Source organism: Microbacterium jejuense (genome assembly GCF_039544225.1).
Classification (GTDB): Bacteria; Actinomycetota; Actinomycetes; order Actinomycetales; family Microbacteriaceae; genus Microbacterium; species Microbacterium jejuense.
In genome coordinates, this window is record NZ_BAABLG010000008.1 from 29,141 (window position 1) to 48,605 (window position 19,465).

Consider the following 19,465-nt stretch of genomic DNA (forward strand, 5'->3'; position numbering starts at 1 on the left):
CGCCGCGCGTCGTCGTGCCCCTCTCTCGCGGATGCCGGAGACGCGACGCCCGCCGTTCGCTAGGTTGATCAGCGAGTCGTTCCCCCGTCGAAGGCGCCCATGACCGATCCGAACGTCCCTCACGACGAGGCGCTCGCGCGCACCGACTCCGACCTGGGCTACTACTCGCCTCCGCCGCCGGGCGTCGCGGCGCCGCCCGTCGCCCGTCCGTACGAGTACGTCTCGGCCGCGCTTCGGCCCGCTCTCCCCGCTTCACCTCCGCCGTACCCGGGAACGGCCGGGGCGTACGCGGCGCCCGCACTGCCCCCGGCGTACGCGGCATCTCCGGGTGGGCCTTCACCAACCTCCCCACCTCCGGCGTATGCAACGACGCCGGCGTACCCCGCGGCGCCCGGCTCCGGCCGCGATCAGCGGCCGAAGGGCGTGGCGGTCACCGGGTTCGTGCTCGCGCTCGTCGGCTTCGTCCTGGCGTTCGCTCCGGCCACAGCCGGCTTCGCGCTCCTGGTGATGCTGGCTGCGTGCGTCGTTTCGATCGTCGCGCTCGCGAGCGCGCGACGCGGCGGCAAGGGCTTCGCCGGAACCGGCTTGGCACTGTCGATCCTCGGCGGTCTGATCGCCCTCGTCGTGATGCTCCTGCAGGCGTTCGGCGCCTTCGGCTCGTCGAGCGACTACGACACCTCGGAACCGTACGTGCAGCCGTATGTGGAGGACGAGGAGTACGAAGACCCTCTGGCCGGGGACTTCGCGGCGCCCGGCACCGACGGCATTTCCGATGGCGACGTGGCCCTCGCCACTCCCGTCGCGCTCACCGTGGCCGAGACCGCGTTCGGTGCAGAGGCGAGCGGCAGCGGGACGTGGATCGTCGTGATCCTCGACAACCCGAACGCCGACCACATCTTCGCGGGCGTCGACATCGGCGTGCGCGCCGTCGACGCGAGCGGTGCCGAGCTCGCCACGGCATCCGAGCACGTGAACGCGCTCCAGGGGCGGTCCGCACTCGTGCTGCACAACGTCATGACCGGCACGACCCCCGTCTCCGCGATCGAGGTGACGGTGCCCGAAGCGGCGACGGCGACCGTCTCGCCGTCCGTCGAGACCGGCTCGTTCACGGTGACCGACACGCGGATCTCCGCCGGCGACGACGGCACCCGGGTGTCGGGGTACGTCACCGGGCACTTCGCGAGCGACCTCTGGTTCGCGCACGTCGCGGTCGTCGCCCGTGATTCCGGAGGGCGGATCGTCGGGGGCGAGCTGACCTCGCTCGGCAGGGTCGCCACCGACGGATCGCCGACGTACTTCAGCTCGTGGTTCGTCCCGCCGCTCGCCGCCGACGCGACGGTGGAGACCTACCCCACTCCCTGACCCGGATCTAGGCTGGAGCCGTGCCGTTCGGTCAGGTGATGATGGTGGGGTTCCTCACCCTGCTCTTCGCGCTGCCGGTGTACTTCCTCTGGTTCGCCTTCGACTCCTACCGGCGACGTCGGCGCGGAGAGGCGCCCACGTACTCGTCAGGCGGGGTGGCCGCGATCGACATGGTCTTCCAGCCGACGGCAGAGGATGCCCGGGTGGTGTGGGAGGCCGAGCAGGTCATGCCCGCTCCGGCCCCCACCCCGGGCGACGGGCCGGGAGTGATCGACGGCAACAGGATCGTGATCGAGACCGGACTGCGCCACGCCCCCTGACAGGTCCCAGCGGGTTCAGCAGGTTCAGCGACGGCGCATCCGGCGGACGAGCGCCGAGAGAAGCCGCCATCCCACGAGCGCGATCAGCAGCGTGACCGACGCGACGATGATGAACGGCAGCGCGGTGCCCTGACCGGATACTGCACGCAGCAGCATCCCTCCGATGACCGTGGCCGCCCACACGCCGAGGCCCGTGCGCACCGGGGCCGCGGGCGCCCGCCACGCGAGCGTCACGAGCCAGCCGGCGGCGAGTCCCGCCAGGAACGGCCACGCGGTCTGCCAGAGTCCCGACCAGACGTCGGAGTCATGGCTCGCACGGCCGGTCGCCGCGAAGGCGATCACCAGCACGACGTCGAGCACGAGGGCGAGCACGATCGCCGCGGCCGTCGGGCGCTGCCGCGTCGCCTCCGCCTGCCCGGTCATGCGTGCACCTCCGTGGCGGTGGCGAGGGGCTGCAATCCCGGGGTGAGCGCTTCGCGCTCGTCGAACACGAAGCACTCGCCGTTCCAGTGGGCACCGCCGACCTGCTCGAAGTAGCCGAGGATGCCGCCGTCGAGCTGGAACGCCTCGACGCCGATCTCGCGCAGATAGATGGCTGCCTTCTCACAGCGGATGCCGCCGGTGCAGTAGCTCACCACGGTCTTTCCTTCGAGATCGGATGCCGCGGCCGCCGCCGCATCCGGGAACTGGGTGAACCGCTCGATGCGCCAGTCGAGCGCGCCGTCGAAGGCGCCGTAGTCGACCTCGAAGGCGTTGCGCGTGTCGAGCAGCACGACCTCGCGACCGTGGTCGTCGGCGCCGTCGTCGAGCCAGCGTCGCAGGGTGACGGCGTCGACGGCAGGAGCCCGGCCGGCCTCGGGGCGGATCGTGGGGTGGTCCATGCGGATGATCTCGCGCTTGACCTTGACGAGCATGCGGCCGAACGGCTGCCCCGGCGACCAGCTCTCCTTGGTCGTGAGCGCCTCGAACCGGGCGTCGCGGCGCAGCTCGGCGACGAAGCTGCGGACGGACTCGGCGTCGCCGGCCAGGAAGAGGTTGATCCCCTCTTCGGCGAGCAGGATCGTGCCCTTGAGCCCGGCCGCGACCGCACGCTCGCGCAGCGCCGGCTTCAGCGCGGCGACGTCGTCGAGGCGCGTGAAGAGGTACGCCGAGATGTTGAGAACGGATGCCACACCTCCAGCCTAGGCACCCCCTGTGGCGCCGTCCTCCACCGATTGCCGCACCCATGCGGAACGCTGACGCCCCGCAGGTCCCTCGTCAAGGGGGTCGCGGGCCCGCCGCGCACGCGGGAGCCTGGTGGCGCCGTCGAACGCGGCGGCTGGAGGCACGAATGACCGATCCCACGATCCCCGAACCGCTGCCGGGCCAGGTTCCGCCTGGGGAGCGCCCGCCCGGACCGGGACAGCCCGCCCCGGACGAGCCGTTCCCGGCCTCGCCTGACGAGCCGCCGTCGCCGTGGCCGGACGAACCGCTCGCTCCCAACCCGGAGGAGCCGATGTTCCCGGGCACCGAGCCCGAGACGCCGTTCCCCTGACGCAGGGCTGACCCGCGGCCCTCAGGCGGGTCGCACGCGTTCGGCGAGCAGTCGCTCGGCCACGCTCCAGATGCGGGCGCCATCGGCCGGGTCGGTGATCCGCCGGTACGGGCGCTGTCGGGCCGCGGGCCCGCCGAAGTGGAGGAGCCCCGACGGCCCGAAGAGGTCCGGCGCCGCCGGAGCGGCCGGCTCGACAGCCGCGAGCAGCGCCGACTCCGCTGCCCGGCCGGGCGAGTTGCCCACGAACCGCGCGATGCCGTGCTGCGCACCACCCTTCGCCCGCGCGCGCATCGCCGGAGCGATTCCCGTGTCCGGCACGACGCCGGGGTGGCTGAGCTGCACGGTGACGCCCCACCCGGCGGCGGCAGAGCGCCTCGCCAGTTCGCAGCCGAACAGGCCGAGTGCGACCTTCGATGCCCCGTAGGCACGCAGCGGGCGGTAGCGACGTGTGGACTGCAGGTCGTCCCACTCCACGCGCGCCACCGCAGCGGCGAGGCTGCACTGCACGACGACGCGAGTCTGCCGCTCCCGCAGCAGCGGCAGCAGGGCCGTGACCAGCGCGAAGTGCCCGAGGAAGTTCGTCTGGAAGTGCAGCTCGAACCCGTCGTCGGTGACGTGCCGCTCCGCGTCGCCGAGCAGCACGATGCCCGCGTTGAGGACGAGGAGGTCGATGGGCGCATGCTCTGACAGCAGCGCGACGGCGAGCGCCGCGACGGAGTCCAGGTGCGCCAGGTCGAGGTCCCGCAGCGTCAGCCGTGCGTCCGGGTGGGTCTGTCGGATCCGTGAGGCCGCCCGCTCGCCCTTGGCCGGGTTGCGCACCGGCAGCACGACGTCCGCGCCGGCTCCCGCGAGGCCCCGGGCGATCTCGACGCCCACGCCGTCGCTCGCCCCGGTGACCACGGCGGTGCGTCCCCGCAGGTCGGGCAACGTGATGGGCATGGCTCTCCGTTCGGCGTGCGCTCCGTCAGAGAGGAGGGGCGGCCGAGGCCGCAGATACACGCCGCGCCAGGGACCCTCCCGCCGAGGCTACTCGCCGTGCCCGGAATCGGAGGCTCGCCGCGTCACGCCGTCGACGGATGCCGCACCCGGCCCCGTCCCGGGGCCTCCGTCGCGGTGCACGCGGTCAGGGCAGCGGCAGCGGCGGAACCGCCGCCTCGATCGCGCGTCCCGCCTCGAACAGCGCCTCCTCGCCGAACATGGGCCCGATGAGCTGCACGCCGGTCGGCGTCCCGTCGTCGCCGAGTCCGGTCGGCAGCGCGAGCGCGGGCAGCCCCAGGAAGTTCGCGGCGACGGTGAGCCACAGGTCCCGCCACGCGCGGTCGGCGGCCTCCTGCCCGCCGAGGTCGTAATCGGGCTCCCGCATGCGGGAGGCCGACACAGGTCCGAGGATCACCGGGACCTCGGCCTGCAGGCGACGCCAGTCCGCGGCGACGACCGCGCGCTGCGCCCACGCCTCGGCATACTCGCGCGCGGTCTCGTACGGCCGTGCCGCCGCGGTGCTGTCGCGCAGGAACGCCGTCGCCGACCGCCCGAGCGGCATGCCGAGGTCGGCGGGGTCGAGCGACATGAGCATGTCGGTGCACGACAGCCGCCGCCACAGCACGGCCGTCTCTTCCAGGCGGGGCGCCTCGACGTCGACGACCTCCCACCCGGCGCGGGTGAGGGATGCCGCAGCCCGCTCGATCCCGGCCGCCACCTGCGGGTCCACGCCGTCGCCGAACGAGCGCACAACCCCGATCCGGCGGGGCAGGCCGCGCAGCCGCGGGGCGTCGAGCGACACCGGGTCGTCGGCATCCACGCCCTGCATCACGTCCAGCGCGAGCGCCACGTCGTCCACAGTGCGCGCCATCGGGCCGTTCACCGAGAACTCCTGCAGGGTCTGCGCGACCGGATACCCCGTGACGGCGGCCCGGGGAACCCGGCCGCGCGAGGGCCGCAGCCCGACGACGCCCGCGGCGTACGCGGGGAGCCGCAGCGAGCCGCCGAAGTCGTTGCCGAGCCCCACCGAGCTCATGCCGGTCGCCACCGACACGGCATCGCCGCTGCTGGAGCCCCCGGCACTGCGGCTGCGGTCCCAGGGGTTGAGGGTGCGGCCGAACAGGTCGTTGTCGGTGTCCCACCGCATGCCGAAGTCGGGCATGTTGCCGCGCGCGATCGGCACCGCGCCGGCGTCCCGCATGCGCCGGACGACTGTCGCGTCGCGGGCCGCGACGACCTCGGCCATCCCGCGCCAGCCGTTGGTCGTGGCCGACCACGTGAGGTCGATGTTCTCTTTCACCGACATCGGCACTCCGGCGAGGGGTCCGAGCTCCCTGCCTGCGGCGAGCGCGGAATCGATTGTGGATGCCGCCTCCCGCGCCCGATCGGCGAACACGACGGTCAGGGCGTTCACGCCGGGGTTCACACGCGCGATGCGGTCGAGGTGGGCCTCGATGACCTCCCGTGCGCTGAGCTCACGGCGCCGGACGGCCGCGGCGATGTCGCGGGCGGACGCGGTGGCGGGGAGGGCGGCATCCGTCGAGGTCATCGCACCATCCCACCACGCCGCGCCGTCGCGCGGCAGTGCGCGGTGTCGCAGCCGCCCGCTAGCGTGTGCCCATGGAGTCCCCCCGCCCCGACGCCGACAGCGTATTCCTCTCGGACCTGCACCGGCTGGTGCGCCGGCTCATCGAGCAGCCCGACGATCGCGAGGCGGTCGAGACGCCTCTGGGGGCACTGGTGCGCGACCACCTCGGCGTGGACGCACGGACCGTGCCGGTCACGATCGAGAAGGTCAGTCCGCACCGCCTGGCCGACGCCGACATCGCCCTCGAGCTGCTCGCCGCTGACGACCCGGACGCCCGCCTCACAGGCGTCAGCGGCGGCGCCGAACGCCACCACGAAGACACGCAGAACCTCCTCGCGAGCCGCTACGCCACCTTCGCGCCCGGGCCGGTCGAGTATGTGACCACCGTCACCGGTCCGCAGTCCACGCGGCAGACCGTCGCGTTCGGGCTGCGGCTGTTCCGGTTCGAGGGCGCCCCGGTGGCCGTGCTGGTGCGCAACGCCTCGCCGATGCACGGGCGCGAGACGGTGGGCGTCGACGTGCTCGCGACCGACAGCGCCGTCGCCACGCGCCTCATCGAGCGGCTGCACACCGAGATGAACGAGCACAGCGTGATTCGCGGCAACGTGGTCAGCTTCGCCGCCGACGAGTACGGCCGCGGCCTCGGGGCGCTCACCTTCCTGGAGCGCCCGGCGGTGGGCGGTGACGACATCGTGCTCCCCGATGGCACGCTCGACCGCATCCGGGGTCACGTCATCGGCATCGGCGACCATGCCGAGCGGCTGCGGGCCTACGGCCAGCACCTCAAGCGTGGCGTGCTGCTCTACGGCCCGCCTGGCACCGGCAAGACGCTCACCGTCGAGCACCTGCTCACCGCGACCCCGGGCCGTACAGCGATCCTGCTGCAGGGCGGCAGCCTGCGGTTCGTGGCCGAGGCGGCGCGACTCGCCCGCGCGATGACCCCGGCGATGCTCGTGTTCGAGGACGTCGACCTCGTCGCGATGGAACGGGGCATGTTCGGCGGCCCTCAGCCGCTCCTCTTCGAGATCCTCGACGCGCTCGACGGCGTGGGCGCCGACGCCGACATCGCCTTCCTGTTGACCACCAACCGGGCCGACATCCTGGAGCCTGCGCTCGCGCAGCGCCCGGGGCGCGTCGACCTCGCGGTCGAGATCCCGCTCCCCGACGCCGACGCTCGGCGAGCCTTGCTGGAGCTCTACGCTCGCGACACCGCGCTCTCGGCCCAGGCGCTCGCCGCGGCGGCCGAGCGCGCCGAGCGCACCACCGCATCGTTCGCGAAGGAGCTCGTCCGCCGCGCGGCCCTGCGTGCGACGCTCGCCGGCCATGAGCTCGGCGACGACGACCTCGTCGACGCCCTCGACGAGATGCAGCACGCGGCCGCCGACATCACCCGCGCGCTGGTGGGCGCGGCGCCCGATTCCGCCGCGGGGTCGCAGCCGCACTCCCACTAGGATCATGCGCATGGCATCAGGCAACAACAAGCAGGAACCCGAGCTCCACGGCGGAGTCCTCTCCGGCAACGGCAGCCCGGCCCTGTGGGGCACCCTCGTCGGCCTCATCGTGTTCGCGTTCGTCGCGGTGCCGATCTCGGCGGCCGTGCGCTTCGCGACGCACCCGATGACGCAGCAGCTGTTCGGCGGGCGCCTGTCCGACGCGACGCAGGGCGGCTACGTCGCATTCTGGTGGATCGTCGCGATCTTCCTGTTCGCGCTCCCGTTCCTCGTCGGCTGGGGCGTCGCCAAGCTCTCGGGCAAGACGCTCGGGATCATCGCCGCGGTCATCGGCCTGTTCTTCATCGTCACCCTCGTGATGGGTCAGCTCTTCGTCTTCTGATCCCGCCTCCCCGGGCGCCGCAACGGCCGCGGCCGCCGGCATCCGGGGATAATGGGTGCATGGGGACCGGTTACAGCGCGATCTCCAGCTATTCGCGCGTAGAGATCATGCGGCTGCTGCAGGAGCGACCGCAGCGGGCGATCCCCGAGCTCGTCGAGGCGACAGGCCTTCACGCCAACACGGTGCGCGAGCACGTGCAGCGACTCATCGATGCCGGCTACGTGATCGCCGAGACCGAGCGCCGCACCACCCGCGGGCGTCCGCGCGTGCTGTACTCGGCCGCCACCGGTGACGACGACGCGTCCAGCCCGGTCGCGATGCGCCGCGCCGAGGCCGCCGCCCGCCGCGGCGACCTGCTGCGCCGGCTGTACGGGACGGATGCGGCCTCCGGCCCCGAACCCCTCAGCACCGAGGCGCTCCACCAGCTCGACGCGCTCGTCGACGATCTGGGCGACGCCGGCTTCGACCCGGTCGTGGACGAGCGCGAGCTCACCGTGGACCTCACGCCGTGCCCCCACGCCCCGTCGGGCACGCAGCGCGGCGTTCTGTGCGGCGTGCACGTCGGGCTCATGGACAGCGTGCTCGCCCAGGCCGGCGGCCCGCTCCGCGTCGAGGGCATCGCGGCGTCGTGCGATCCGACGCAGTGCGTCGTGCAGCTGACGGCCGGCTGACCCCGACGACTGCCGACCGCATCACGCGGTCACGCGGTCCGGGCGCGCATACACGTTCATCGACGCACCGCGCACAAAGCCCACGAGCGTGAGGCCCGACTCCGCGGCGAGCTCCACTGCGAGCGAGGACGGCGCCGACACCGCAGAGAGGATCGGGATGCCGGCCATGACGGCCTTCTGCGCGAGCTCGAAGCTCGCGCGCCCCGACACCTGCAGCACGGTTCCCGCCAGTGGCAGGCGGCCGTCGAGCACGGCCCATCCGACGACCTTGTCGACCGCGTTGTGGCGGCCGACGTCCTCCCGCAGCACCAGCAGCTCCCCCGTCGCTGCGTCGAAGAGCGCTGCCGCGTGTAGCCCGCCTGTCTTGTCGAACGCGGACTGACCGGCGCGCAGCCGCTCGGGAAGCTCCGCGAGCAGCGCGGCCTCGACGGTGACGGCATCCACCGACACGTCGTGGCGCGATCGCTTCTCGATCGCCTCGATCGACGCGGCTCCGCATACGCCGCACGCGCTCGTCGTGGCGAACGCGCGGGCGAGTTCGCGAGCCCTCGCGTCGAGGCCGGGCGCCAGCGCGATGTCGAGCACGTTGTAGGTGTTCTCGGTCGGCGCCGGGGCGAGTGCGAGCGCCGGCGTACCGAGCATGGTCAGCGGCACGGCGGCCGCACCGCCGTCCGACGCGGTGCCCGGGCCGCCGCAGTGGATCGCGGCGCGCACGTCTCCGTCCGACGCGATGACGCCCTCCGAGACCAGGAGGCCGGCGGCGAGCTCCAGGTCGTGCCCGGGCGTGCGCATCGTGACGGTGAACGCCTCGCCCGCGATGCGGATCTCGAGCGGCTCCTCGACCGCGACGGTGTCGGCGCGGCGCCGAACGGCCGCCGCGCCGTCGCTCAGCGCGATGCGAGTGACCGGCGTGCGGGTGGTGACGCGGCCCATGTCAGCCGCCGATGGCGTTCATGCCGCGCGCCGGCTGCAGGAACGACGGGTCGTTGATCGCGTGGCCCGGGAGTTTGCCGTGGACGCATGCCCGCAGCATCCCGTCGATCGTCGCGTCGACACGCTCAGCGGCCGGTGCCTGAGCCTGTCGCAGGGCGGGCAGCAGGTCGTACTCGGTGGTCGAGAACAGGCAGTTGCGCAGCTGCCCGTCGGCGGTCAGGCGCAGCCTGTCGCAGTCGCCGCAGAACGGGGCGGTCACCGACGCGATGACACCCACGGTGCGGGGGCCGCCGTCGAGCGTCCAGCGCGCCGCGGGCGCCCCGCCCCGCCCCGGAACCGGGCTGAGCGTCCAGCGGCGGCCGAGCGTCTGCAGGATCTCGTCCTGCGTGACCATGCGCGAGCGGTCCCAGGTGTGGCCGGCGTCCAGCGGCATCTGCTCGATGAACCGCATCTGCGCGTCGTGCGCGACGGCGAACTCGACCAGGTCGACGAGCTCGTCGTCGTTGACGCCGCGCATCGCCACCGCGTTCAGCTTCAGCGGACGAAGAGGGGATGCCGCGGCCGCCGCGATGCCGTCCAGCACATCCTCCAGCCGGTCGCGGCGGGTGAGCTCGTGGAAGCGGTCGCGGCGGAGGGTGTCGATCGAGATGTTGAGGCGGTTCAGGCCCGCGTCGACGAGTGCGGGCAGCAGTTCGCGCAACCGGATCCCGTTGGTGGTCATCGCGATGTCTGCCGGGCGCCCGTCGGGTCCTGTGATCGCCGCGAGCCGGCGCACCACCTCGACGATGTCGGTGCGCAGCAGCGGTTCGCCGCCGGTCAGCCGGAACGTGGAGATGCCGTCCGCGGCGGCGACGCGGGCGACACGCTCGATCTCGTCGAGGGTCAGGATGCTCGTCTTGGCGAGCCACTCGTTGCCCTGCTCGGGCATGCAGTACGTGCAGCGCAGCGAGCACCGGTCGGTGAGCGAGATCCGCAGGTCGCGGTGCACCCGGCCGTGGGTGTCGACGAGCGGGGCGCCGATACCGGCGGGGGCGTCTGCCGTGGCAGCGGCAGCCGGCATCCGCTTTCCGAGCGTGACGGGGATCGCGCTCACGCGCGCCGCCCCGATCGCCTCGTCCGCACCGCCATGGTTCGAGGGTAGCCGCGCGGCGCGCGGGCTGGCGCGACGAGGCGGATTATTCACGGCGGGGCAGCGCGCGAACCCGCTCCAGGACTGGGATGGTGGTGGCGCACGGACCGCTCGATCCGAGGGGTCCCGTGTGGTCTGACCACATGCTACGGTGGTCGCAACCAGTCCGGAACCGAACGGAATCCCACCATGGATCTGCTGGACCCTCTGCTGCTGGCTCGCTGGCAGTTCGGCCTCACGACGCTGTACCACTTCCTGTTCGTGCCCCTCACGCTCGGCATGGCGCTGACCGTCGCGATCTTCCAGACCGCATGGTTCCGCACCGGCAACCTGAAGTGGCTGCACCTCACGCGCTTCTTCGGCAAGGTGTTCCTCATCAACTTCGCCATGGGCGTGGTCACGGGCATCGTGCAGGAGTTCCAGTTCGGCATGAACTGGTCGGCCTACTCGCGCTTCGTGGGCGACGTGTTCGGCGCCCCGCTCGCGTTCGAGGGCCTGATGGCGTTCTTCTTCGAGGCCACCTTCATCGGCCTGTGGATCTTCGGGTGGGACAAACTGCCTCGCGCGCTGCACCTCGCGAGCATCTGGATCGCGACCATCGGCGCCTGGTTCTCGGCGTACTTCATCCTCGCCGCCAACGCGTTCATGCAGAACCCACGCGGCTACCAGATGGCCGCCGACGGCTCCCGCGCCGAGATGACCGACTTCTGGGCGGTGCTCACCAACCCGGTGGCGCTGGCCGCACTCCCCCACACACTGTTCGCCGCGTTTATGATGACCGCCGGTGTCATCGTGTCGATCTCGGCCTGGCACCTGCTGCGCAAGCAGAACGTCGAGATGATGCGCTCGTCGCTGCGGTTCGGGCTGTGGGGCCTCATCGCCGCGTTCGCCGGGGTCGCAGTCTCGGGCGACCAGCTCAGCCTCGTCATGGTGGCCACGCAGCCGATGAAGATGGCGGCCGCCGAGGCGACGTTCAACACCGTGTGCGGCGCGGACGCCTCGTTCTCGATCTTCACCCTCGGCACCCCCGACGGCACCAGCGAGCTGTTCTCGATCCGCGTGCCCTATCTGCTCTCGCTGCTGTCGACGCACTCGTTCGACGGCTGCGTCGAGGGCATCAACGACCTCAACCACCTCTACACGACAGAGATGTTCCCGCAGTTCGCCGACCAGGTGGACGGCAACTTCGCCCCCATCCTGTGGGTCACCTACTGGGCGTTCCGCTGGATGATCGGCCTGGGCGGCGTCGCCGCGCTCGTCGCGGTCGTGGGCCTGTGGCTCACGCGCAAGAAGGCCAAGCGCGAGGTCCCCGCGTGGGCCTGGCGCCTGGCGATCTGGGCCTGGCCGGCATCGCTGCTCGCGATCCTCGTGGGCTGGATCTTCACCGAGATGGGCCGCCAGCCCTGGATCGTGTTCGGCCTCATGCTGACCGAGGACGGCGTCTCGCCGTCGGTGCCGGGCTGGACGGTGCTCATCTCGCTCACCGCCTTCACGGCGATCTACGCGGCCCTCGCGATCGTCGAGATCGGCCTCATCATGAAGACCTCGAAGAAGGGTCCGGAACCGCTGCCGGATCCGGATGCCCCGGACCGGGGCGAGCACGAGGTCACGACCCCGACGACGGTCTACTAAGGGCTTCAGGAGCACATCATGGATCTCGCGTACCTCTGGTTCTGGATCGTCGGCTTCCTGTTCGTCGGCTACTTCGTGCTCGACGGCTTCGACTTCGGCGTGGGCATGTCGCTGCCCTTCCTCGGCAAGAACGACGTCAGCCGCCGTCAGGTCATCAACACCATCGGCCCGGTGTGGGACCTCAACGAGACCTGGGTCATCGTCGCCGGAGCCTGCCTGTTCGCCGCGTTCCCGGAGTGGTACGCGACGCTGTTCAGCGGGTTCTACCTCGCGCTGCTGCTGATCCTCCTCGCCCTCATCCTGCGCGGCGTCTCGTTCGAGTACCGCCACCAGCGGGACTCGCTGCGGTGGAAGCGCGGCTTCGACACGATGATCGTCGTCGGCTCGGCCGTGCCCGCGTTCCTGTGGGGTGTGGCGGTGGCCAACATCGTGCAGGGCGTGCCGATCGACGCCTCGCACGAGTTCACGGGATCGCTGCTGACGCTCCTGAACCCGTACGGGCTGCTGGGCGGACTCACGACGCTGCTGCTGTTCTTCACCCACGGCGTGTACTTCGTCGCGCTCAAGACCGACGGCCAGGTCGCCGTCGACGCGCGCCGGCTCGCCTCACGCTCGGGGCTCATCACGATCGTCGTCGCGGCGGCGTTCCTGGTGTGGACGGTCGTCATGGCCTTCACGCAGGGCCGCGACCTCGCGGTCGTGACAGCGGTGCTGGCCGTGGTCGCCGCCGTGCTGCTCATCGCCTCGTGGATCTCGAACGCGCGCAGCCGCGAGGGCTGGGCCTTCGGATTCGGCGCCGTGACGATCGTGACGGCCGTGCTCGCGGTGTGGTTCGCGCTGTTCCCCTACGTCATGCCGTCGACGACCGATCCGGCGTACAGCCTCACGATCGAGAACGCGTCGAGCACCGACTACACGCTGACGATCATGTCGTGGGCGGCGCTCATCTTCCTGCCTCTCGTGCTGGCGTACCAGGGCTGGACGTACTGGGTGTTCCGCAAGCGCGTGACGCGCTCGCACATCGAGGCCGCCGCCGCGGCGCCCGCTCACTGAGGGAGTGCGACTGTCGTTGAGCGCACGAGGCAGCACGGCTGAGCCCCGCGTCCGCACGAGCGTGCCGCGGGGCAAGGCCGAGGCGCCCCAAGCGCCGGTGGACCCGCGTCTGCTGCGCTACGCGCAGGCCTCGCGCGGCTTCTTCGTCGCGATCGCGCTCATCGCGCTCGCGCAGACCGCCGTGGTCGTGGCGTTCGCCTGGCTGCTCACGCGCGCGATCACCTCGGCGATCGACGGGATGCCGCTGCCCGAACTCGCGCCGACCCTCGGGGGGCTCGCTGGCGTCGTCGCGCTGCGCGCGGTGCTGCTGTGGGCCCGCGAGGCCGTCGCGACCCGTGCCGCCGCCCGCGTGCAGACCCAGTTGCGGACGGCCCTCATGGCGGCGGTCACAGAGCTCGGACCGGAGAGGCTCGCCGGCCGCAGCTCGGCGGCCCTCGCCGTCACGGCGGGACGAGGGCTCGATGCGCTCGAGGCCTACTTCGGCCGCTACCTGCCGCAGCTCGTGCAGACTGTCGTGGCCACGCCGCTGATCCTCGTCGTGATGTGGTGGCAGGACTGGATCTCGGGCCTGACGGTGCTGCTGACGCTCCCCCTCATCCCGATCTTCATGGTGCTGATCGGCCTGGCGACGCGGTCCGTGCAGCAGCGCCAGTGGAAGACGCTGCAGCAGCTGGCCGCCCGTTTCAGCGACACCGTGCAGGGGCTGTCGACGCTCAGGGTGTTCGGCCGTCAGCACCGGGCCGCGGCATCCGTCGAACGCGTCACCGACGAGTACCGGCGCGAGACGATGCGCGTGCTGCGGGTGTCGTTCCTGTCGGGGTTCGCGCTGGAGTTCCTGGCGTCGATCTCGGTGGCGATCGTCGCCGTGTCGATCGGCTTCCGGCTCATCGACGGCGCGCTCACGCTCGCGGTCGGCCTGTTCGTGCTGCTGCTCGCCCCCGAGGCGTACCTGCCGCTGCGCCAGGTGGGCGTGCAGTTCCATGCGGCCGCGGAGGGCGTTGCAGCGACCGAGGACGTGTTCGCCGTGCTGGACGCGGCGCGTGCTTCGACAGGCGCAGCGACCGTGGCCGCGGCTGCGCCGCACGAACCGGTCCCTGAGCCTGTCGAAGGGGCATCGCTGGTGGTGCGCGATCTGCGGGTGCGCCGCGGCGAAGGGATGCTGCCTCCCGTCGCGTTCTCGGCGGCACCGCGTACCGTGACGCTGCTGGAGGGCCCGAGCGGCGCCGGCAAGTCGAGCGTGTTCGCGGCGCTGCGCGGCTCGGCCGAGTTCGAGGGCGCCGTGCAGTTCGACGGCGCCGATGTGCGCACGCTGCCGTCCTCGGCGTGGCTTGCCTGGGCGGGTCAGCAGCCGGGCCTGCTCGCCGGCAGCATCGGCGACAACGTCGCGCTCGGCGACGCCTCCCCTGACGCCGGCCTGGTGCGCCGTGCGCTCGACCTGGCGTGCGCGGAGACGCTCGACCCCGCCTCCGAGCTCGGCGTGCAGGGCGCAGGGCTCTCGGGCGGACAGGCGCAGCGCGTCGCCGTGGCCCGCGCGTTCTATCGGCATCTGCGCGCACTCGCCCCGGTGATCGCGCTGGACGAGCCCAGTTCGGCTCTCGACCCCGAGACCGAGGCGCGGCTGTGGCGCGGCATCCGCTCGCTCGCGGACGATGGCGCGACGGTTCTGCTCATCTCGCACCGCACGTCGGCGCGCGCGATCGCCGACGACGTCGTACGGCTCGACGCGGCGGAGGTGCGCGCATGACCACCCCCACCCACCCTCGCGAGACCGCATCGGTGCGCCGAGACCTCGAACGACAGGTGCAGTCTCGGCGCGCCGATGACGTCTCACGCAGAAACGCGGTGCGGAGCAACGCGGTGCTGCGCGGCGCGATGCCGCCCGCGCGACGATTCTGGTGGGCGCTGGCCGCCGGCTTCGCGTCCGAGGCCTCGGCGGTCGCCCTGCTCGCGGTGAGCGCGTGGCTCATCGTCCGGGCCGCCGAGCAGCCGCCCGTGCTGTACCTCTCGGCCGCCGTCGTCGGCGTGCGGTTCTTCGCGATCTCGCGGGCGGCCTTCCGCTACCTCGAGCGGCTGACCGGCCACGACGCCGCGCTGCGGCAGCTGGCGTCGACGCGCTCCGACCTCGTGCGCCGGCTCATCCCGCTCGCGCCCGACGGGCTCACCCGCACCCGGCGCGGTTCGGTGCTGGGCGCACTCGTGGACGACGTCGACGAACTGCAGAACCTGCCGCTGCGCGTCGTGCAGCCGCTGGCGTCGTCGGCGCTCGTGGCCCTCGGCGCGGTCGTGCTGGTGGCGTTCGTGTGGTGGCCGGCCGCTCTCACGCTCCTCGCCTGCCTCGTGATCGCCGCCGCGGTCGCGACCCTGTGGGGCTGGATGTCGGGCGCACGCGCCGAGCGCGCGATCGCGCCGCTGCGCGCCGGCCTCGCCGATGCCGTGGTCGATCACCTGGGAGGCCTCGACGTGCTCGTGGCCTACGGCGCCGAGCAGCAGAGCCGCGATCGCATCGCCCGCGCCGACGCGGCGCTGCGGCGAGCGCTCGTGCGGCGTGCCGGCGCCCAGGCGGCGACCGCAGCCCTGGTGTCGCTGCTGGCGGGCGCCGCGTCGGTCGCCGCCGTGCTCGTCGCGGCCCCGGGTGCAGGTTCCGGGGCGCTCACCGGCCCCGGCCTCGCGGTCGTGGTGCTCGTGCCGATGGCCGTGTTCGAGGTGTTCTCGTCGGTGCCGCTCGCGGCGTCGGCATGGCGCCAGGTGCGCTCGTCGGCGGAACGGATCGCGGATGCCGTCCCGTCGGCGCCGCCGGCCGAGCTGACGCCCGAGACCCGGCCGGCCACGGGCGACGCGCCGCCGCTCGGCGACGGCATCCGTCTGGGCGGGGCGGACGTACGGTGGCCCGGCACGTCCGCCGCGGCCCTGCACGACGTCGATCTCGCCGTGCGACCCGGCGAGCGCGTGCTCGTGATCGGATCCAGCGGGGCGGGCAAGACCACCCTGGCCCATGCGCTGGTGCGCTTCCTCGAGACCGAGGGCGCGTACGATCTGGGCGGCGGGTCGGTGCACGACCTCTCGCCCGACGACGTGCGACTCACCGTCGGGCTGTGCGAGCAGCATCCGATGCTCTTCGACGAGGACATCCGCCAGAACCTGCTGTTCGCGCGCGACACGTCCACCGACGCCGACCTCGAAGCGGTGCTGCGACGCGTCGGCCTCGACGAGTGGGTACGCAGCCGCGGCGGGCTCGACGCGCGCGTCGGAGAGCGCGGCGCCCTGGTGTCGGGCGGCCAGGCGCAGCGGCTCGCCCTCGCCCGCGCACTGCTGCGGGGCTTCCCGGTGCTCGTGCTCGACGAGCCGACGGCGGGCGTCGACCCCGACGCGTCGGATCGGCTGCTGACCGACCTGCTCGGCGCCGTGCCCGACGATCGCGCCGTCGTGCTGATCTCGCACGTCACGGTGCCCGACCACCTCGTCGACCGCGTCGTGCGCCTCGAGGGCGGGCGGGTCGTCGCGGCCGGCTAGCGGTCTCCCCGATGTCGCCGGGGAGTGCCAGGCTGGCGTGATGACGGACTTCCCGCACGCCTGCTCGAGATCGGCGCGACGCCCGTGAAGGCGGAAGACCCCGACGGTCATCTGATCCAGGTCGTGCAGCACGCCCCGGCCTAGGCTCGGACCGTGACCGACGGCATCCGCAATCCGTTCGAAGGGCTCGACGCGCAGCTGAAGCGCGCCGAGCGTTTCCGCGACAGCGTCGATCCGGTGGCGGCCGTGGCCGCGTACCGCACGTTCACCGACTTCCTCCGGCCGCGCCTGCCCGAGCTGCGGGCGGCCGCGGGTCTGCCCGCAGAGGCGGGCACGCGCGCCGACGGCCGGGCGATCGCCGCACGCGACGGCGCCCGCGTCGATCCCGCCGCGCTGAACCTCTACACGTTCTGGAACTCCCCGATCGAGACCGCGCCACCGCTCGTGCGGGCGTGCACCGCCGAGCTGACCCGCCTGCACGCCGAGCTGCCCACTCGGCTGACGGTGCTCGACGGCGCCTCCGCGCGCGAGCTGGTCGACATCCCGGATGCGGTCGCCCAGGCCCTCGAGAAGGAGCATCCCGCCCACTTCTCGGATTTCGTGCGCGTCAGCGTGCTCGACCGGCTCGGCGGCATCTGGGTCGACGCCACGTGCTGGGCGCCCGCGCCGCTGCCGTCTGCGGTCGCACCGCTGCTCACGGCGGGCGCGCTCTACCCGCGGTGGACCCGGCGCCAGATCGGCAACTGGTTCATCGCCGCCGTGCCCGGCACACCGCTGATCCGCCTGCAACGGCTCGCACTGCAGGCGTGGTGGGAGTCCCGCGGCGGCATCCCGGACTACTTCCTGTACCACCGCATCTTCGAGGTGCTCTCCGACCTCGTGCCCGAGTTCCGCGGGCAGTGGGATGCGGTGCCGACCCTGTCGGCGGCGGGGAGCCATCTGCTGCAGCTGGGCATGATGCAGCCGTGGGACGCCGAGGCCGTGCGCTTCGTCGCGGGCGCGTCGATCGTGCAGAAGCTCAGCTACAAGTACGACGCCGTGCCGGCGGGCTCGGTGCTCGACCGGCTGGTGTCGGGTCGGGCCCTGCTCTCACACTGACGTCGGTCGCGCCGGGGCCGGCGTCCGTCTCACATCGGCGGCGTCGGCGGCCTCGGCGACGGCGGTGATGCGCCGCGCCATGCCGGCGAAGATGAATCCGTGGAAGGGCAGGACGCCGAGCCAGTAGAGGCGCCCGGCGAGCCCGCGGGGGAAGAAGACGGCACGCTGGTCGTAGCGGGACCCGCCGCGCTCCGTGTCGGTGCGGGAGCGCAGCTCGAGCCACGCGAGACCCGGCACCTTCATCTCGGCACGGAGCCGCAGCATCCGGCCGGGTTCCATGGCCTCGACACGCCAGAAGTCCAGTGCGTCGCCGACGGCGAGACTCCCCCGGCTGCGCCGCCCGCGCGCCAGCCCGATGCCGCCGACCAGCCGGTCCATCCAGCCGCGGACCGCCCACAGCAGCGGGGACGAGTACCAGCCGTTCTCTCCGCCGATGCCCACGATCACCCGCCATAGCGCCTCGGGCGAGGCCGGCGTGTGGGCCTGACGGACATCGGTGAACACGACGCGTCCCGCCCAGTCCGGATCGTTCGGCAGCGGATCGCTCGGTGCTCCCAGCACCTGCGCGTCCTGCCAGCTGGTCTCGATCGCATCGGCCTCCACGCGCCGCAGCGCCAGCCGCACGGCGGTGCGGTACGGGAGCAGCCCGTCCTCGGGCGGCGGGATGAGCGCGTCGACGTCGTGGTCCTTCATGACGCACTCGTTCTGCAGGGACTCCACGAGCGGACGCGCGAGCGCGCGGGGAATCGGCGTCACGAGGGCCACCCAGTGCGAGGCGAGTCGCGGGGTGAGCACCGGCAGCGCGGCGATCGGCCGCTGCGGCAGTCCCGCCTCGACGGCGTAGCCGTTCATCATCTGGCCGTACCGCAGCACGTCCGGCCCGCCGATGTCGACGGCCCGGTTCACGTCGGCCGGAACCCGCGCCGCGCCCAGCAGGTAGTGCAGCACGTCCGCCGATGTAGCCCGTCGCGCCCAGCACGAGGGCGCGCGGGGCGCCGCCGTCGGGGCGGGGACGGGCTGCGAGTGCCGGCTCACGACCGGTCGGTGCCGAGACGTCCTCCACAGTGGCAGACTACGTCGCCGGCCGATCCGGCGCAGGACCGCCGCGTCAGAGACGCTTGGCGAAGACCGCGGTGCCCTCGGGCGACGGCAGTGCCTCGAAGCCCACACGCGGGTAGAACCTGATGGCGCCCTCGTTCTCGGACGCGGCGACCAGGTGCAGCCCGGGAACGCCGGCCTCGCGCAGCGCCTGCTCGAGCGTCTGGATGAGCTCGCGACCGAGCCCCTGCCCCTGCGTCTCGGGCAGCAGGTCGATGTGCAGGTGCGCCGGGTACTCGTCGCCGAACGGCTGCGACCCGCCGTGCCGCGCGTACGCGTAGCGCACGATGCCGTCCTGACGCGACGCGCTCACCGGCTGCGGGTCACCTTCGGGGCGCGGCCAGCGGTCGTGGAACCGCGGCCACCACTCGTGCTCGAACCAGTCCTCGAACGCCGCGGAGTCGGGGGCGCCGACGATGTACCCGACGACGCGTTCGTCGTCCGACTCGACGACGAACGCGAACTCGGGGTGCCGCGCGGCGTAGGGCAGCACGAAGATCTCGCCCCACAGGTCGTCGTCCTCGAGGACGCCGGTGGCGTCGACGCCGGCGTCGGCGGTCTTGAGGCAGATGTCGGAGAGCGCGGGCTCGTCACCGGGACGGAAGGGGCGGATGCGGGTCACTCCGCGAGTCTAGGGCCGTGCCGACGCCGCGGACCGACCTGGTTGCGGTGTCACGACGCGCCGACGCGCCGACGTCGATGCCGCGTGTCGCGCGCCATGACGCC

General features: G+C 72.6%; 18 protein-coding genes and 1 pseudogene. 11 read left to right on the forward strand and 8 right to left on the reverse strand.

The window, feature by feature from the left end; translation table 11 throughout:
- The first annotated feature begins 99 nt into the window (after window positions 1-99).
- The gene (locus tag ABEA46_RS12800) at window positions 100-1,362 is read left to right on the forward strand and encodes a DUF308 domain-containing protein (protein ID WP_345544940.1); all 1,263 of its coding nucleotides are present in this window, start codon (window positions 100-102) and stop codon (window positions 1,360-1,362) included.
- Window positions 1,363-1,382: 20 nt separating this feature from the next.
- Window positions 1,383-1,682: a hypothetical protein gene (locus tag ABEA46_RS12805; RefSeq protein ID WP_345544941.1), complete on the forward strand. Its 300-nt coding sequence runs from the start codon at window positions 1,383-1,385 to the stop codon at window positions 1,680-1,682.
- A 24-nt stretch (window positions 1,683-1,706) separates the two neighbouring features.
- Here the strand turns inward: ABEA46_RS12805 and ABEA46_RS12810 are convergent, their stop codons facing one another.
- Together ABEA46_RS12810 and ABEA46_RS12815 are read right to left on the reverse strand one after the other, a co-directional pair.
- Window positions 1,707-2,105 carry a DUF3054 domain-containing protein gene (locus tag ABEA46_RS12810; RefSeq protein WP_345544942.1) on the reverse strand — a complete coding sequence of 133 codons (399 nt, stop codon included), beginning with the start codon at window positions 2,103-2,105 and terminating at the stop codon, window positions 1,707-1,709.
- Window positions 2,102-2,854, reverse strand: coding sequence for a sulfurtransferase (locus ABEA46_RS12815; RefSeq protein ID WP_345544943.1), 753 nt, complete (start codon window positions 2,852-2,854; stop codon window positions 2,102-2,104). The genes ABEA46_RS12810 and ABEA46_RS12815 overlap by 4 nt, the downstream gene beginning before the upstream one ends.
- Before the next feature lie 158 nt (window positions 2,855-3,012).
- Here ABEA46_RS12815 and ABEA46_RS12820 point away from each other — a divergent pair, with 158 nt between their 5' ends.
- Entirely contained in the window at window positions 3,013-3,216 is a 204-nt protein-coding gene (locus tag ABEA46_RS12820) for a hypothetical protein (RefSeq protein ID WP_345544944.1), read from the forward strand.
- A gap of 21 nt (window positions 3,217-3,237) precedes the next feature.
- Here the strand turns inward: ABEA46_RS12820 and ABEA46_RS12825 are convergent, their stop codons facing one another.
- Entirely contained in the window at window positions 3,238-4,155 is a 918-nt protein-coding gene (locus ABEA46_RS12825; protein ID WP_345544945.1) for an SDR family oxidoreductase, read from the reverse strand.
- A gap of 184 nt (window positions 4,156-4,339) precedes the next feature.
- A complete protein-coding gene (locus ABEA46_RS12830; RefSeq protein ID WP_345544946.1) occupies window positions 4,340-5,743 on the reverse strand; it encodes an amidase in 1,404 nt (467 codons plus the stop codon).
- A 71-nt stretch (window positions 5,744-5,814) separates the two neighbouring features.
- Here ABEA46_RS12830 and ABEA46_RS12835 point away from each other — a divergent pair, with 71 nt between their 5' ends.
- The 3 genes from ABEA46_RS12835 to ABEA46_RS12845 are packed head-to-tail and all read left to right on the forward strand — an operon-like array spanning window position 5,815 to window position 8,286.
- Window positions 5,815-7,233: an AAA family ATPase gene (locus tag ABEA46_RS12835; protein ID WP_345544947.1), complete on the forward strand. Its 1,419-nt coding sequence runs from the start codon at window positions 5,815-5,817 to the stop codon at window positions 7,231-7,233.
- A gap of 10 nt (window positions 7,234-7,243) precedes the next feature.
- On the forward strand, window positions 7,244-7,615 hold the full coding sequence (locus tag ABEA46_RS12840; protein WP_345544948.1) for a hypothetical protein: 372 nt from the start codon (window positions 7,244-7,246) through the stop codon (window positions 7,613-7,615).
- Between the two features lie 59 nt (window positions 7,616-7,674).
- A complete protein-coding gene (locus ABEA46_RS12845; RefSeq protein ID WP_345544949.1) occupies window positions 7,675-8,286 on the forward strand; it encodes a helix-turn-helix domain-containing protein in 612 nt (203 codons plus the stop codon).
- A 21-nt stretch (window positions 8,287-8,307) separates the two neighbouring features.
- Here the strand turns inward: ABEA46_RS12845 and fdhD are convergent, their stop codons facing one another.
- Both fdhD and moaA read right to left on the reverse strand, forming a co-directional pair.
- Window positions 8,308-9,219: a formate dehydrogenase accessory sulfurtransferase FdhD gene (gene fdhD / locus ABEA46_RS12850; protein ID WP_345544950.1), complete on the reverse strand. Its 912-nt coding sequence runs from the start codon at window positions 9,217-9,219 to the stop codon at window positions 8,308-8,310.
- Between the two features lies 1 nt (window position 9,220).
- Window positions 9,221-10,279 (reverse strand): GTP 3',8-cyclase MoaA, encoded by a 1,059-nt coding sequence (gene moaA / locus ABEA46_RS12855; protein ID WP_425563197.1) that lies wholly within the window; start codon window positions 10,277-10,279, stop codon window positions 9,221-9,223.
- Window positions 10,280-10,537: 258 nt separating this feature from the next.
- Between moaA and ABEA46_RS12860 the strand changes: the two genes are divergently transcribed.
- The 5 genes from ABEA46_RS12860 to ABEA46_RS12880 all read left to right on the forward strand — a co-directional run bounded on the left by ABEA46_RS12860 (window position 10,538) and on the right by ABEA46_RS12880 (window position 17,641).
- On the forward strand, window positions 10,538-11,980 hold the full coding sequence (locus ABEA46_RS12860; protein WP_345544952.1) for a cytochrome ubiquinol oxidase subunit I: 1,443 nt from the start codon (window positions 10,538-10,540) through the stop codon (window positions 11,978-11,980).
- Window positions 11,981-11,998: 18 nt separating this feature from the next.
- The gene (gene cydB / locus ABEA46_RS12865; protein ID WP_345544953.1) at window positions 11,999-13,033 is read left to right on the forward strand and encodes a cytochrome d ubiquinol oxidase subunit II; all 1,035 of its coding nucleotides are present in this window, start codon (window positions 11,999-12,001) and stop codon (window positions 13,031-13,033) included.
- A gap of 61 nt (window positions 13,034-13,094) precedes the next feature.
- On the forward strand, window positions 13,095-14,777 hold the full coding sequence (cydD, locus tag ABEA46_RS12870; protein ID WP_345545735.1) for a thiol reductant ABC exporter subunit CydD: 1,683 nt from the start codon (window positions 13,095-13,097) through the stop codon (window positions 14,775-14,777).
- Window positions 14,774-16,543, forward strand: coding sequence for a thiol reductant ABC exporter subunit CydC (gene cydC / locus ABEA46_RS12875; RefSeq protein WP_345544954.1), 1,770 nt, complete (start codon window positions 14,774-14,776; stop codon window positions 16,541-16,543). Before cydD ends, cydC begins: the two co-directional genes overlap by 4 nt.
- 153 nt (window positions 16,544-16,696) lie before the next feature.
- On the forward strand, window positions 16,697-17,641 hold the full coding sequence (locus tag ABEA46_RS12880) for a capsular polysaccharide synthesis protein (RefSeq protein WP_345544955.1): 945 nt from the start codon (window positions 16,697-16,699) through the stop codon (window positions 17,639-17,641).
- Here the strand turns inward: ABEA46_RS12880 and ABEA46_RS12885 are convergent.
- A pseudogene (locus ABEA46_RS12885) lies at window positions 17,633-18,592 on the reverse strand (SDR family oxidoreductase); the annotation flags it as partial. The gene ABEA46_RS12880 and the pseudogene ABEA46_RS12885 overlap by 9 nt on opposite strands.
- Before the next feature lie 157 nt (window positions 18,593-18,749).
- Window positions 18,750-19,361 (reverse strand): GNAT family N-acetyltransferase, encoded by a 612-nt coding sequence (locus ABEA46_RS12890; protein ID WP_345544956.1) that lies wholly within the window; start codon window positions 19,359-19,361, stop codon window positions 18,750-18,752.
- Window positions 19,362-19,465: the final 104 nt, after the last annotated feature.